The organism is Roseateles sp. P5_B10, from assembly GCF_056400485.1.
In genome coordinates this window covers 1-14,089 of the sequence record NZ_JBFULE010000076.1, presented here as the reverse complement: position 1 = coordinate 14,089, position 14,089 = coordinate 1, and the positions used below count along the sequence as shown (strand labels likewise).

Sequence of the window (14,089 nt, the reverse complement as noted above, 5' to 3'; positions counted from 1 at the left end):
GCCCTGTTCGGCCTGGCGCTGCGCCGCGCCGCACAACTGCCTGCCGTGCAGGTCGAGCCGCTGGCGCGCGCCCAGGCGATCGAATGCCTGCTGACCGGCCAGGTCGAGGAGGCCGCGCAGGCCGCAGCCCTGGCGCTGAGCCTGGCCGGCGCGCGGCCGCTGGCCCGGGCCGAGCACTTGAGCCTGCTGGCGCGCATCGAATGGACGCGCGGCCGCGCCAGCGCCGGCCTGGCCCATGCCGAGGCCGCGATCGCCCTGCTGCACGAGCACGCCCCCGACAGCCCGGCCCTGGCCCACGCGCTGGCCAACCACGCCCAGCTGCATCTGCTGGACGACGACACCGGCGCGGCGCTGGCGGGTGCCGCCCAGGCCCTGGCCTTGTTCGGCCGCCTCGGCGACCCGGCGGGCGCCCTCGGCGCGCGCATCACGCTGGCCTCGGCGCGGCTGGGCGGGCCGGACGAGGGGCTGGGCACGGTCGAGCTGCACGCGGCGCTCGAACAGGCGCTGGCCGATGGCCGGGAGGAACTGGCCGCGCGCGCCTGGACCAACCTCGCCTCGGCCGCACTGGTCGCGTCGCGCTACGACAAGCTGGAGCGCCTGTGCACGGCCGGGCTGGCGTATTGCGAGGCGCGCGACCTGGACCTGTTCGCCGTGCCGCTGCGCGTGCGCCAGGCTTGCGGCGACATCGCGCGCGGCGACTGGGCGGCCGGCGAGGCGGGCCTGCGCCAGCTCCAGGCCCGCCCTGACCTGAACGAGCTGCAACGCGAGCAGGTCGGCCATCTGCTTGCGCTGCAGGCGGCCCGCCGAGGGGAACCGGGTGCGCTGGCCTACTGGCAGGAGCTGGCCAGTGGACGGCGGCAGCTGGCGGTGTCACCCTGGTTCATGTCGGTGGATGTGCAGCAGGTGGAAATCTCGACCTTGTCGGGCCCGGCGGGGCGGGCGCGGCAGCTGGCGGAGGAAGCGTTGGCCAGAGCGACCACGCGGCTGGGGCCGTGGCGGCGGGCGCAGGTCCAGGTGTGGCTTGCGCGCCTGGGCCAGCCGCAGGCCGTCGCCGCCGACGCGCCCGCGGCCTGCGCGCTGGAGGCTAGCGGCCGGCATCGCGCCGCCAGCCAGGCCTGGGGCGAGGTGGGCTGCCCCTACCAGCAGGCCCTGGCGCTGCTGTGGGGCGATGCCGACGCCATCGCCGATGGGCTGCAGCGGCTGCAAGGGCTGGGCGCCGGGCTGGCCGCGCAGTACGCGCGACGGCGCCTGCGGCGCGTGGGCGTGAGCGGCGTGGGGCGTGGCCGCTATGGCCATGCCCGGCAGGACCCGCTGGGCCTGACCGGACGCGAACGCGAGATCCTGGAGCTGCTCGTGCAGGGTCACAGTAACCGCGCCATCGCAGCCACGCTGCACCGCTCCGAGCGCACGGTGGAGAACCATGTCGCCGCCGTGTTCCTGAAGCTGGGGGTGAAGACACGCCAGGACGCCATCCAGCGCGCGAAATCTGAGTAGTGCGCACCCAAATCCGGGTAACGCCGCCGAGGTGCTCACGCGCCTCGCCCTCTAGCCTTGCATTCAGGGCCACCGGCCCGCACAGCCTTTGCAAGGGAGACCTGTCATGAAGATCCGCACGCTGCTCACCGCTCTCGCCCTGTTCGCCAGCGGCGCCGCCTGGGGCCAGGCTGGCCTTGCCACCGCGAGCGGCACCGCCCGGGGCGATTTCCAGATCGGCTGCAGCACCTGCCCGCATTTCCAGCTCGGCCTCACCGGCAACCCGGTGCAAGGCCAGAGCGGCCCGCTAGCCGCCCAGGTGGACTACCTCGGCCAGCCTGTGGGCGACCCCAACACGGCGGGCTACAGCCTGGGCGGCGGCGTGGAGTACCACGCCAGCGCCGCCTTGCAGGGCGCCCTGGCCACACCGCTGCTGGGCGCCTATGCGCGGGCCGACAACGAGCCCGTCGTCATCCTCGCCGACCCGGCGCAACTGGAGATCGGCATCGACCTCTATGCCGCCAGCGCCGTCGCGCGCACCCAGCAGACCTACCACTACCTCGGCGCCAGCACGACGACCTACCACTTCGACTTCCATGTCGACGGCACGCTCAGCAGCACCCGGGCCAGCGCCTTCGGGTCGGCGGCCATCTACACCGGCCAGGACCCGTCCTTCGAGGTCGGCCTGATCGACTTCGGCTACAGCAGCCACAGCGGTGTGGGCCTGCTCTACAACCCGCAAGCCTTCGGCGGTGATTTCTCGGTCAGCATCACGGTGGACCCCGGCGCGAGCTTCGTCCTCATCAGCCAGCTCAGCGCCAGCGTGCAGATGACCTACGACACGACCGATGTGCTGGCCGACGCCTCGCACACGCTGCGCCTGACGGCCATCACCGGTGGCGACCCCGGCCTACTGGTGACCGCCGTGCCCGAGCCGGCGACGGCGCTGCTGTTGTCGCTGGGCTTGATCGCGTTGCTGCGCTTGAGGCGGGGGCGCCGCTGAGGGCCTAAGGTGCCGCGCCGATGTCCAGGCCGCGCGGCTGCTTGTAGCGGTGGTAGCCCCACATGTATTGCCCCGGTGCGCGCCGGATCACGCTCTCCATCGCGGCATTGATCGTCGTGGCTGCAGCCTCGGCAGGCGCTTCCCTGGCAATCTCGGGCGCGGGCAGTACGTGCACGACAAACCCCTTCCCGCCCGGCAGCCGCTCGCCCCAGATCAGCAGCAGCGCCGCGCCCGTCTGCTGCACCAGGCGGGCGGCCAGCGTCATCGTGTAGGCCGGCTTGCCGAAGAAAGGCGCCCACACGCCCAGGCCATCGGGTGGCACCTGGTCGGGCAGCAGGCCGATGACCTCGCCCTTGCGCAGCGCGCGGATCATCTGGCGCACGCCGGCCAGCGACGCCGGCGCCGTGGCCAGCCCGGGCCGCTCGCGTGAGCCGGCCATCACCTCGCGCAGCGAGGCCTGCCGCGCCGGGCGGTACAGCACGGTGATGGGTGACTCGGGCGTCGTGAAGCGCTCGGCGATGGCCTGGGCGCAGATCTCGAAGCAGCCCATGTGGGGCGTCAGCATGACCAGGCCGCGTTTCTCGGCCAGGGCGGCCGTGATCAGCTCGCCGCCCTCCCATTGCAGCTTGTCGCCCAGCGGCTTGCCGCGGGTAGCCACCCAGAGCCAGGGCAGCTCCGCCGCCATGCGCCCGGCGGCCGCAATCGCGGGCCGCGCCTCGCTCCAGGCGACGCCGGCCTGGGCCACATTGGCTTGGAAACGCCGCCGGTAGGTCCCCGAGGCGAAGTAGACAACCCAACCCAGCAGCGCCCCCAAAGCGTGCAATAGCGCCAGGGGCAGCCGGGACAGCAAGCGAAAGACCCAACCCATATTTCCTATACTTCGCAGATCGCCGAGTTACTGAACTACTTGCGGGGCGATTCACAAATCCCGCTAAAGCGTTCGCCGCACCTCCAGGAGCGACGGCGACGCCGCCAATGAAGCAACCGGAGTTTAAAAGTGGCCAACGATTTCCTCTTCACGTCTGAATCCGTCTCGGAAGGACACCCCGACAAGGTGGCCGACCAGATCTCGGACGCCATCCTGGACGCCATCTTCGAGCAGGACCCGCGCAGCCGCGTGGCCGCCGAGACGCTGTGCAACACCGGCCTGGTGGTTCTCGCCGGCGAGATCACGACCAACGCCCACGTCGACTACATCCAGGTCGCGCGCGACACCATCAAGCGCATCGGCTACGACAACACCGAGTACGGCATCGACTACAAGGGCTGCGCCGTGCTGGTCGCCTACGACAAGCAGTCCAACGACATCGCCCAGGGCGTCGATCATGCGTCCGACGATCACCTCAACACCGGTGCCGGCGACCAGGGCCTGATGTTCGGCTACGCCTGTGACGAGACGCCCGAGCTGATGCCCGCGCCGATCTACTACGCGCACCGCCTCGTCGAGCGCCAGGCCCAGCTGCGCAAGGACGGCCGCCTGCCCTTCCTGCGCCCGGACGCCAAGAGCCAGGTCACGATGCGCTATGTGGACGGCAAGCCGCACAGCATCGACACCGTCGTGCTGTCCACCCAGCACGCGCCCGAGTACTCGCTCGGCGACCGCATGACGGACGAGTTCTACGAAGCCATCCGCGAAGAGCTGATCAAGCCCGTGCTGCCCAAGGAATGGATCAGCGCCGACACCAAGTACCTGATCAACCCGACCGGCCGCTTCGTCATCGGCGGCCCGCAGGGCGACTGCGGCCTGACCGGCCGCAAGATCATCGTCGACACCTACGGCGGCGCMKSCCCGCAYGGTGGCGGYGCMTTCTCGGGYAAGGACCCGTCCAAGGTCGACCGCTCGGCCGCCTATGCCGCCCGCTACGTGGCCAAGAACGTCGTCGCCGCCGGCCTGGCGCGCCAGTGCCAGATCCAGGTCGCCTACGCCATCGGCGTGGCCCGGCCGATGAACGTGACCGTCTACACCGAAGGCACCGGCGTCATCCCCGACGACCAGATCGCCAAGCTCGTCAACGAGCACTTCGACCTGCGTCCCAAGGGCATCATCCAGATGCTGGACCTGCTGCGTCCGATCTATTCCAAGACGGCGGCCTATGGTCACTTCGGCCGTGAGGAGCCGGAGTTCACGTGGGAACGTGTCGATAAAGCCGCTGCCCTGCGGGCTGCGGCCGGCCTGTAAGGCCGCCGCGCGCAAGCGCGGTTCGACACGTGGGCGAAGCTCATATCGCATAGCGATGTGAGCAAAGACCAAAGGACGGTGACATCACCTCACCAACACCGCCCTCCAGGCGGTGTTTTCCTTTGCGCCGCCACATCCGTCAACATGTAGAGTCAACGCAACGGCAGGGTGCGCGATCACAGCCGCCCGCCGCGCCATCAACCTGGAGGCGGTGATGAACATGCAATCCATGCGAATCGGGACCCGGCTGGGCCTGGGCTTCGGCCTCGTGCTGCTGCTGCTGGCGGTGGCCCTGGGCGTGAGCTACCGGCAGATCGGCGCCGTCGGCCCTCACATCGACCTGCTGGTGGAACTGCAGCATCGCCAGGACTTCGCCCAGGACTGGCGTACGGCGACCCAGCTCAACGTCACGCGCACCGACGCCGTCGCGCGCGCCGGAGGCTCGGGCCCCGTGGCGGAGTTCTTCTCGCCGATCATCAAGACGACGAGTGCCAGGATCACCGAACTGCAGGAGAGCCTCACCAAGGCGGTGGACACCGAGCGCGACAAGGCCCTGCTCACGGAGATCGCCGATGCCCGCAAGGCCTACGTCGATATCCGCAACCAGGTCTTCGCCCAGCTCAAGGCCGGCGAAGCCGACGCTGCGCTGCAGACGCTGGAGGGCAAGATGCGGCCGGCCTCCGAGGCCTATGTCGCGGCCATCAGCCGCATGGCCGACTTCCAGGGCGAGCGCGTGCGCCTCGAGACCCAGCAGGTCATGGAGGAGGCGCGCCGCACCCAGATGATCATGCTCGTCATCGCCATCGCCTGCCTCAGCGTAGGCATCGCGGCGGCCTGGCTGATCACGCGCTCCGTTGTCGGCCCGCTGCGCGAGGCCATCCACGAAGCCGAAGAGGTAGGGCATGGCGACCTGTCGCGCGACATCCGCAGCGTGGGCAGCGACGAGACCGCGCAGTTGACTCAGGCGCTGGCGCAGATGCAGCAGGCGCTGCGCCATCTCGTCGGCTCGGTGCGCGAGAACGCCAGCGGCGTCGCGACGGCCAGCACCGAGATCTCGCATGGCAGCAACGACCTGTCGTCGCGCACCGAGCAGCAGGCCAGTGCCATTCAAGAGACGGCGGCGTCAATGGAGGAGCTGTCGGCCACCGTGAAGCTCAATGCCGACAACGCCGGCGAGGCCGACAAGCTCGCGCATGACGCCAGCCAGGTGGCGCGCCAGGGCGGCGAAGTCGTCGGCGAGGCGGTGCAGCGCATGAAAGGCATCGAAGAGAGCTCGCGCAAGATCGGCGACATCATCGGCACCATTGACGCCATCGCCTTCCAGACCAACATCCTGGCGCTGAACGCCGCGGTCGAGGCCGCACGGGCCGGCGAGCAGGGGCGCGGCTTTGCCGTCGTCGCCAGCGAGGTGCGCATGCTGGCCCAGCGCAGTGCCGACGCGGCCAAGGAGATCAAGGGCCTGATCGGCGACAGCGTCGAGCGCGTCGAGCAGGGCGCCGTGCTGGTGAACAAGGCCGGCGAGACGATGGCGCAAGTCGTGACTGCCATCGGCCGCGTCGCGCAGATCGTGCGCGAGATCAGCTCGGCCAGCCGCGAGCAAAGCACCGGCGTCAGCCAGGTCGGCCAGGCCATCACGCAGATGGACCAGGCGACGCAGCAGAACGCCGCCTTGGTCGAGGAAAGCGCGGCGSCCGCGGAGAGCCTGAAGCAGCAGGCGGACGAGCTGGTGAAGCTCGTCTCGACTTTCCGCGTMTAGAACGAAGAGGGGACATCGGCTCGACGCGCCTTACCGGCAGACATGCGTGTCGGGCGGCTTTCGGCCATGAGCTGCCGCTCACCAATGTCCGCTTGAGGGGCCCATCGCTGGCAAGCGTACAGCGGGCTTCGCACGGCGCCGCCACCATCCGCAGCACGTGCGTGTAAATCATGGTGGTCGCCATGTCTGCATGGCCCGGCAGTTCCTGCACGGTGCGAATGTCGCTGCCCACCCAGTTCAACAGCCAGATCGAAGAGCTGCTGCCCCATCGCTGGACTCCCACTTTGGTTCGCAGACGATCTCTTGAACAGTCAGTGCGGTACGGGCTGCAGGCGGCACCCTGTGCATCTTCACCATCTCCGTCGGCCGCTGCGCTGGTCCGCATGTCGCATAGTGCGGCTGCCGATCAGCCGGTCTGATCACTTGACCATGCCGGTTCTCCATTCCGCGGGCCCAGCCTCTCTGACTACCGCAACGCCGCAACGCCGCAACGCCGCAACACCGGCCCGGCCCGGCCCGGGCCGTTGCGGGCGGTCGTTTCTGCACAACGCGCTGGTTCGCGGCTGCAGCACGTCCTGTGGGCCTACTCCCCGGATCTTCACAATGGAAAGGATGTTATGTACCACTCACTTCGGCTCGCAACAATATTCGCAGTCCTGACCGGCTCATGGGCGCCGAGCTTCGCCGACGCGGTCTCGCTCGAACCGTTGTGCACGCAATGTGGAAACTCCGTCAAATGGGGGAGCGCGGTCGCCATGAGCGTCAACGGGACTCATGTGGTCGCCAATGGCGAAGACCTGCTGAGCCGGACCGCCCCATGCCACCGCTCCCGGCAGTGCTCGACGGCGTTCGCACTCAAGCAGGGCGATGCAATTCCGATGCCGTCGATCAACGGCTTCGCCGAAAGCGTCGCCATGGCCGTGGCCAACGATGGCACCGCTGTCGGATACGCGTATGACGCCGCAAGTTTTCAACCGCTGTTCTTGCCCATCGTCTGGCCGGGCGGTGCAGCCGCGAAACGGTTGGCGACGCTCGCCCAAGTCGAGGAGACGCAAGCCGTCGGCATCGATTCTTCCAGCCGAATCATCGGCATTGGCAAGATCCCGGCGGTGAACCACGGAATGTCCCGGTCAGTCGCCATGTTGTGGTGTTCACATGACTCCACGCCCAGATTGCTCCCAAGCTTAGTCGCCGCAACGGATCCGAGCCTCAACAGCGGCGTGACCGCGGCGCACGCCATCACGGATGATGGCTACATCGTCGGTGCGGTGGGCATGTCCGACGGTTTTCATCCAGCTTACTGGCGCATTGACGCACGCTGTGATGTCTCGATGCCGACGCTGCTGTCCAATTCGCGCGGAGTAGCCCTTGCGCGCATCGCCCCCGGACAGTTCGTCGGTCACATCTATCGCGGTGAGCTGTCGCAGGCCGGCGCCATCTGGAACTCGGGAACACAAATCACGCTGGAAGTACCWGCGCCGTTGATGCTGACTCTCAACGCAGGCGACGCCGACACGCTCTATGGCTTCGTCACCGATCCCGATCAAAACGTCACCCGGATCTACGCCCGCGACCGGCACAGCAACAGCGATCTCAAGCTCCCAGGAAACGTTGCCGGCAGCCTGAGGTTCGTGACCGGCGTGGATCCCAGCGGGACGGCGGTCGGCATGGGCGTTGTAAACGGTCGCTTTCAACCCGTCAAACTGCACCGGCCTGCCGCTAGCGAGGCCGCCCGATGACCAGCCCTCAACMACTTCGATCACACGTGACGCTGGGCCGTGGACAACGCTATGCGTTGACCACCGCCGACGAGATTTTGAAAAGAATAACGGACTGACCATGAGCAGCAGACGTGGTGCTAAAGGCGGCAGACGGCGTGCTCACGAGCATCGGACTACGCAGCTTCGGGGCGAGGACTCTCCCGGCCAAAGACAGCTGACTGCGACCCCATGGGTACCCGGTCCCGGCCAGGAGCTGACACCCATGAGCGACCGCTAGGCGACGACCGGAACGGCTGCTCGTAGAGGTTCGGTAGACGGTTGCTCGCGGAAACTTCCACCGTTGCGCCACGGTCCACCGGCTGGCAACTGGCCAGGCGGCCGCGTTGTTGACTTCTTTGCAGCGGAAGCCGTGTCAAGACGGTCAACGCCTCAGTGGCGTTGCGGAATCAACGTGACATCATCGATCTGATTTTTCACGCTGGGCGGCTGGCCACAACTCCGTATGAGCGTAGATACCTCCGAATATTGGAACGCAGAGCCGTTTCCGCCGTTGCTCCTCGGCGCCGTGGCGCCACTTACAGCAGTAGTGTTGTCATTGGTGGCGCTATGGATCGCAGCGATGCCAAACCCGACGCATACCGTCGCCGTCGATATCGGAGGCTGCGCTCGTCTTATTGAACAAAGCTCTCGGAAACCGGTCACCCACACCGTTTCGGTTGACTTTGACAACGTCATCTGGTGGGACAGTGAGCTTGTCAGTGGGYCCGCCGTCCTAGACGCACGGATGCTAGCCATTGGCAGTCAACCTTGGGAAAGGCAGGCCGAGGTTCATATTCGACCGAGCCAGATTGCGGGCTACGGCGCCGTTCTTGCCGTTATGGCCTCAGCCCAACGCAACAACGTTCGCAAGATCGGCGTAATCGCTCAAGCGTCGTTCACCTCGGACGGAACTTGCCCGATAGAGATAGCTTGGCCAGTGATGTATTAGGAAGGCGCACCCTAGAGATCGTTCAACCAGGCGACCGGCGTCGCACGCCACTTCTCGAGGCCGAAAGCTCTTGACCCTTGCCGCGGTACGGTTCGGCATCTGCGGCTTGCCGGAGTGGGCCGTGTACTTCAGACGTTGAACGTCAGCTTTCGGTGGCTCAGTTTGCCAACAAATACTTCCGCTATGGGTCGACACCCGTCATTGGCTGACCCGCTGCATCCACAGCAAGCTCACTCGACCACCTACCCGCTCACCCCTCTCAGCGCGTCGTCCAGCACCTCCACCCAGTGCCGCACCGGGTGGGTCGTGCCGCTTTGCAGGTGCTGGATGCAGCCGATATTGGCCGACACGATCTGCTCGGCCTGCAAGGGCGCCAGCGCTGCCAGCTTGCGGTCGCGCAGCTGCTTGGCCAGCTCGGGCTGCAGCACCGAATAGGTCCCGGCCGAGCCGCAGCAGAGATGGCTGTCAGTCGGCGCGCAGGCTATGCGAAAGCCCAGCTCGCGCAATGCGCTTTCCACGCCACCCGTGAGCTTTTGCCCATGCTGCAGCGTGCAGGGTGGGTGGTAGGCCAGTGAGCCGGGCTTGGCCTTGAGGCGCGCCTTCAGCGTGGGCACGAGTTCGGGCAGCAGCTCGCTGAGGTCCTTGGTCATCTCGCTGACGCGCCGGGCCTTGTCGGCATAGGCGGGGTCGTGGGCCAACAGGTGCGCATAGTCCTTGACCATGACGCCGCAGCCCGAGGCATTCGTGACCAGGGCTTCGACGCGCTCGCCCAGGCCCGAGACCAGTGGCCACCAGGCGTCGATATTGCGGCGCATGTCGTTGAGCGCTGCCTCGTGATCACCGAGGTGCTCGCGGATGGCGCCGCAGCAACCGGCGCCATCGGCCACCACGGTCTGTATGCCCGCCGCGTCCAGCACCCGCGCCGTCGCACTGTTGATATTGGGCGCCATGGCCGGCTGCACGCAGCCCAGCAGCAGCGCGACCTTGCGGTTGAGCTGGCGCGTCGGCCAGTCATGCGCCGTGGCCGGCGGCCTGGCCGGCACCTTGTCCTTCAGCGATGCCGGCACCAGGGGCCGGAACATCTGGCCCAGCTTCATCGCCGGCTTGAAAAGCGGCGAGGTCAGCCCTTCCTTCAGCAGCCAGCGCGTGCGGCGCTCGCCAGCCGGGCGTTCGACCTTGGCGTCGACGACGCGCCGGCCGATGTCGACCAGGCGGCCGTATTCGACGCCCGACGGACAGGTCGTCTCGCAGTTGCGGCAGGTCAGGCAGCGGTCCAGATGCAGCTGCGTCTCGCGCGTGGGTTCAGCGCCTTCGAGCACCTGCTTGATCAGATAGATGCGGCCGCGCGGGCCGTCAAGCTCATCGCCGAGGAGTTGATATGTCGGGCAGGTGGCCGTGCAGAAGCCGCAGTGCACGCAGCGCCGCAGGATGGCCTCGGCCTCAGTGCCATCGTGGGTGCCGGCGAATTCGGGAGCGAGGGTGGTCTGCATGCCGTCAGTTGCTGGCAAGACGCTCGGCGCACCAGGCCTGCGTCACATAGGGGAAGGCGATCACGGGTTCGCGCAACGCGGCGAAGCGCTGCGGGAGCGCCCGCAACTTCGCCTCCACAACCTCGCGCTCGGCCCGGGGCAACGCGGCGATGAAGCTCACCGAGGCGATGCGGTCGATGACGACCTGCTCGAACGAGCCCTCATGACTGTGCGCAAACTCCGTCAGCTGCAGCGGCGCGAACAGCGCCTGGCCCTCGAAGGGGCGCTTCCATTGCCCGGTGTAGTAGCGCGGCGCATCGCCTTCATAGGGCGTGATGATCTCGGTGATGGCGGCGACCCAATCGCGGGTTTCGTCCCGCACATTCCAGACTAGGCCGAGCTGACCGCCGGGCTTCAGCACACGGTGCATCTCGCGCAGGGCCAGCCCGTTGGCAAACCAGTGGAAGGCCTGGGCGCAGATCAGCACGCCGGCCTCGCCGTCTGCCAAGGGCATGGTCTCGGCGGTACCGGCCAGCGTCCTCACGCCGGGCAGGCTCTGCGACAGCTTCTCGCGCATCGCATCGACCGGCTCCACCGCCGTCACGGCCGCACCGGTGCGAGCCAGCAGTTGGGTGAACTTGCCGGTGCCCGCGCCCAGATCGACGACACGCGCGCCCTTGCGTACGCCGAGCGTCGCGTCCAGCCAGGCGGCGAGGGCCTGCGGGTACTCCGGCCGGCCACGCTGATAGCTGTCGGGGGCGTTGGTGTAGCCGCGCTGGGCGGCGTCATGGATGGGCTGGATCATCAAAGCCCGGCGTAGAGCCGCCCCGGGTTGAACACGCCATGCGGGTCGAAGGAGGCCTTGAGCCGCTTGTGGATGGCCGCCAACGGCGCGCTCAGCGGCGCGAACACGCCCACGCCCTTGTCCTGGGCGCGGAACAGCGTCGCATGCCCGCCCACAGCTGCTGCGGCATCACGCACGCCGGCAGGCGGCATGGGCGTGACGACCCAGCGTTGCGCGCCGCCCCATTCGATGAGCTGCTCGCCATGCAACTTGAGCTCGGGCGTCGCACTCGGCAGGGACAGCCGCCAAAGCCGCGCGCCGCCCGCCACCGCACGCTCGGCGCCGATGAAGAACTCGTCGCTGTGGTCACGCAGGCCGGTCCAGAAGGGCTGGGCCATGTCGCCCGGAATGACATCGCCGCCCAACTTGCGTGCCGCGGCCTCAACGGCCGCGTTCGCGCCGGCCAGTCGCACGAGCAAGGCACCGTCCCACCAGGCACTGGCCTCGATGGGCAGGGGCTCACCGCCCCAGCGGTTGATCGCCATCAAGGCAGCGGACTGGTCGAAATCGAAGCGCAATATTGCCGTGGCGGCCGGCAGGGGCAGCACCTTCAAGGTCACCTCGGTAATCAACCCCAGCACGCCCAGCGACCCCGCCAGCGCGCGGCTGACATCGAAGCCGGCCACGTTCTTCATGACCGTGCCGCCAAAGCTCAGCAACTCGCCCTTGCCATTGATCATCACGGCGCCCAGCAGATGGTCCCGCACCGACCCCAGCGCTGCCCGCGTCGGCCCCGACAGCCCGGCCGCCACCATGCCGCCCACCGTGCCGCGGCCACCGAAGCGGGGCGGCTCAAAGGCCAGGCGCTGGTGGCGCTTCGCCAACAGCGCTTCAACATCGGCGATCGGCGTGCCCGCCAGCGCGCTGACAAACAGCTCGCTGGGCTCGTAGGCCGTCACGCCATTCATCTCCAGCGTGGACAGCAGCTCGCCGTGCAGCGCTTCGCCATAGAAGTCCTTGCTGCCGTGGCCCTGGATGCGCAGCGGTTCGCGTGCATCGCGCAATCGGGCTTGCAGGTCCGCGAAGCTCAAAACCGCTCCAGTTCCGGGAAGGCCAGCAGGCCGCGCTTCACATGCATGCGGCCGTATTCGGCGCAGCGGCTCAGGGACGGGATCTGCTTGCCCGGGTTCAGCGTGCCGGCAGGGTCAAAGGCGCGCTTCAACGCCAGCATCTGCTCACGCTCCTCGGCGCTGAACTGCACGCACATGGAGTTCAGTTTTTCGACGCCGACACCATGCTCGCCCGTCACCGTGCCGCCCAGGGCCACGCTGCGCTCCAGGATCTCGGCGCCGAACTGCTCGCAGCGGTGCAGCTGGTCGGGGTCGTTGGCGTCGAACAGGATCAGCGGGTGCAGGTTGCCGTCGCCGGCATGGAAGACGTTGGCACAGCGCAGGCCGTACTTCTTTTCCATCTGCTGGATGTCGAGCAGGATGGTGGCGAGGTGCTTGCGCGGGATGGTCGAGTCCATGCACATGTAGTCGGGGCTGATGCGGCCCGACGCCGGGAAGGCGTTCTTGCGGCCGCTCCAGAACTTGAGCCGTTGGGCCTCGTCGGCGCTGACCTGGCAGCGCGTCGCACCGCTGGCCTGCAGCACGGCTTCCATCTTCGCGACTTCCTCGGCCACCTCCTCGGGCGTGCCGTCGCTTTCGCACAGCAGGATGGCCTCGGCATCGAGGTCATAGCCGGCATGCACGAAGTCCTCGACGGCAGCCGTCATGGGCTTGTCCATCATCTCCAGGCCCGCCGGGATGATGCCGGCCGCAATGATGGCCGCGACCGCGTCGCCGGCTTTGCGCACATCGTCGAAGCTGGCCATGATGCAGCGCGCCAGTTGCGGCTTGGGCACCAGCTTGACGGTGACTTCGGTGACGACGGCCAGCATGCCCTCGCTGCCCACCACCAGGGCCAGCAGGTCCAGCCCCGCCGCGTCCAGGGCCTCGCTGCCGAACTCGATGGGCTCGCCCTCGGAGGTGAAGCCGCGCAGGCGCAGCACGTTGTGCAGCGTCAAGCCGTACTTCAGGCAGTGCACGCCGCCACTGTTCTCGGCGATGTTGCCGCCAATCGTGCAGGCGATCTGGCTGCTGGGGTCGGGCGCGTAATACAGGCCGTGAGTCGCCGCGGCTTCGCTGATGGCGAGGTTGCGCACGCCGCATTGCACGCGCGCCGTGCGTGACAGTGGATCCAGCGAAAGGATCTTGTTGAACTTGGCCAGGGCCAACGTCAGGCCGGCCTCGTGCGGCATCGCGCCGCCCGACAGGCCCGTGCCCGCGCCGCGCGCGACGACCGGCACACCCAGACGGTGGCAGGCCTTCAGCACGGCAGCCACCTGGGCTTCGGTCTCGGGCAGGGCCACGGCCAGCGGGCGCTGGCGGTAGGCGGTCAGGCCATCGCATTCATAGGGCGTGGTCTGCTCGGCCTGGTGCAGCAGGGCATGGGCCGGCAGCAACGGTGCCAGGGCCGCGATGAGTGCGGCACGGCGGGCGGCGAGGTCGACGGGGGCGTTCATGTCGGGCCCACTTTAGTTGCCCATTCCGAATTCGCGACACCCGCAATGCATTGAAGTTGCGGGCCGAGCGCCGGGCCGCTCCCTAGCCGGCACGCGCTGGCGATGTGCTTGCCGGTCAATCCGGCAAGCATCGCCGTCCCCCCGGGGGGA

General features: G+C 68.0%; 11 protein-coding genes. 6 read left to right on the top strand and 5 right to left on the bottom strand.

Annotation, left to right across the window (positions count from 1 at the left end; all coding sequences use genetic code 11):
• Both AC1DU6_RS07785 and AC1DU6_RS07780 read left to right on the top strand, forming a co-directional pair.
• A partial coding sequence (locus tag AC1DU6_RS07785) for a helix-turn-helix transcriptional regulator (protein WP_477856551.1) occupies window positions 1-1,494 on the top strand: 1,494 nt, incomplete at its 5' end.
• Between the two features lie 106 nt (window positions 1,495-1,600).
• Window positions 1,601-2,476 (top strand): PEP-CTERM sorting domain-containing protein, encoded by an 876-nt coding sequence (locus AC1DU6_RS07780; protein WP_477856550.1) that lies wholly within the window; start codon window positions 1,601-1,603, stop codon window positions 2,474-2,476.
• Between the two features lie 4 nt (window positions 2,477-2,480).
• On the opposite strand, the gene AC1DU6_RS07775 is transcribed toward AC1DU6_RS07780, so the two are convergent.
• A complete protein-coding gene (locus AC1DU6_RS07775) occupies window positions 2,481-3,344 on the bottom strand; it encodes a lysophospholipid acyltransferase family protein (RefSeq protein ID WP_477856548.1) in 864 nt (287 codons plus the stop codon).
• Window positions 3,345-3,473: 129 nt separating this feature from the next.
• On the opposite strand from AC1DU6_RS07775, the gene metK reads away from it, so the two are divergent.
• From metK to AC1DU6_RS07755, 4 genes are all read left to right on the top strand, one after another.
• Window positions 3,474-4,655 carry a methionine adenosyltransferase gene (metK, locus tag AC1DU6_RS07770; RefSeq protein ID WP_477856546.1) on the top strand — a complete coding sequence of 394 codons (1,182 nt, stop codon included), beginning with the start codon at window positions 3,474-3,476 and terminating at the stop codon, window positions 4,653-4,655.
• Between the two features lie 214 nt (window positions 4,656-4,869).
• Window positions 4,870-6,411 (top strand): methyl-accepting chemotaxis protein, encoded by a 1,542-nt coding sequence (locus AC1DU6_RS07765; RefSeq protein ID WP_477856545.1) that lies wholly within the window; start codon window positions 4,870-4,872, stop codon window positions 6,409-6,411.
• Window positions 6,412-7,028: 617 nt separating this feature from the next.
• Window positions 7,029-8,150, top strand: a complete 1,122-nt coding sequence (locus AC1DU6_RS07760) for a hypothetical protein (protein ID WP_477856544.1) — start codon at window positions 7,029-7,031, stop codon at window positions 8,148-8,150.
• A gap of 484 nt (window positions 8,151-8,634) precedes the next feature.
• Window positions 8,635-9,120, top strand: a complete 486-nt coding sequence (locus tag AC1DU6_RS07755; RefSeq protein WP_477856542.1) for an ExbD/TolR family protein — start codon at window positions 8,635-8,637, stop codon at window positions 9,118-9,120.
• 242 nt (window positions 9,121-9,362) lie between these two features.
• On the opposite strand, the gene glcF is transcribed toward AC1DU6_RS07755, so the two are convergent.
• Genes glcF through AC1DU6_RS07735 form a run of 4 tightly spaced genes read right to left on the bottom strand, consistent with a single transcriptional unit; the run spans window position 9,363 to window position 13,939 of the window.
• Window positions 9,363-10,610: a glycolate oxidase subunit GlcF gene (gene glcF, locus AC1DU6_RS07750; RefSeq protein WP_477856540.1), complete on the bottom strand. Its 1,248-nt coding sequence runs from the start codon at window positions 10,608-10,610 to the stop codon at window positions 9,363-9,365.
• 4 nt (window positions 10,611-10,614) lie between these two features.
• Window positions 10,615-11,391: a class I SAM-dependent methyltransferase gene (locus AC1DU6_RS07745; protein ID WP_477856553.1), complete on the bottom strand. Its 777-nt coding sequence runs from the start codon at window positions 11,389-11,391 to the stop codon at window positions 10,615-10,617.
• Window positions 11,392-11,393: 2 nt separating this feature from the next.
• Window positions 11,394-12,464 (bottom strand): glycolate oxidase subunit GlcE, encoded by a 1,071-nt coding sequence (gene glcE / locus AC1DU6_RS07740; RefSeq protein WP_477856539.1) that lies wholly within the window; start codon window positions 12,462-12,464, stop codon window positions 11,394-11,396.
• Window positions 12,461-13,939 (bottom strand): FAD-linked oxidase C-terminal domain-containing protein, encoded by a 1,479-nt coding sequence (locus AC1DU6_RS07735; protein ID WP_477856537.1) that lies wholly within the window; start codon window positions 13,937-13,939, stop codon window positions 12,461-12,463. The genes glcE and AC1DU6_RS07735 overlap by 4 nt, the downstream gene beginning before the upstream one ends.
• Window positions 13,940-14,089: the final 150 nt, after the last annotated feature.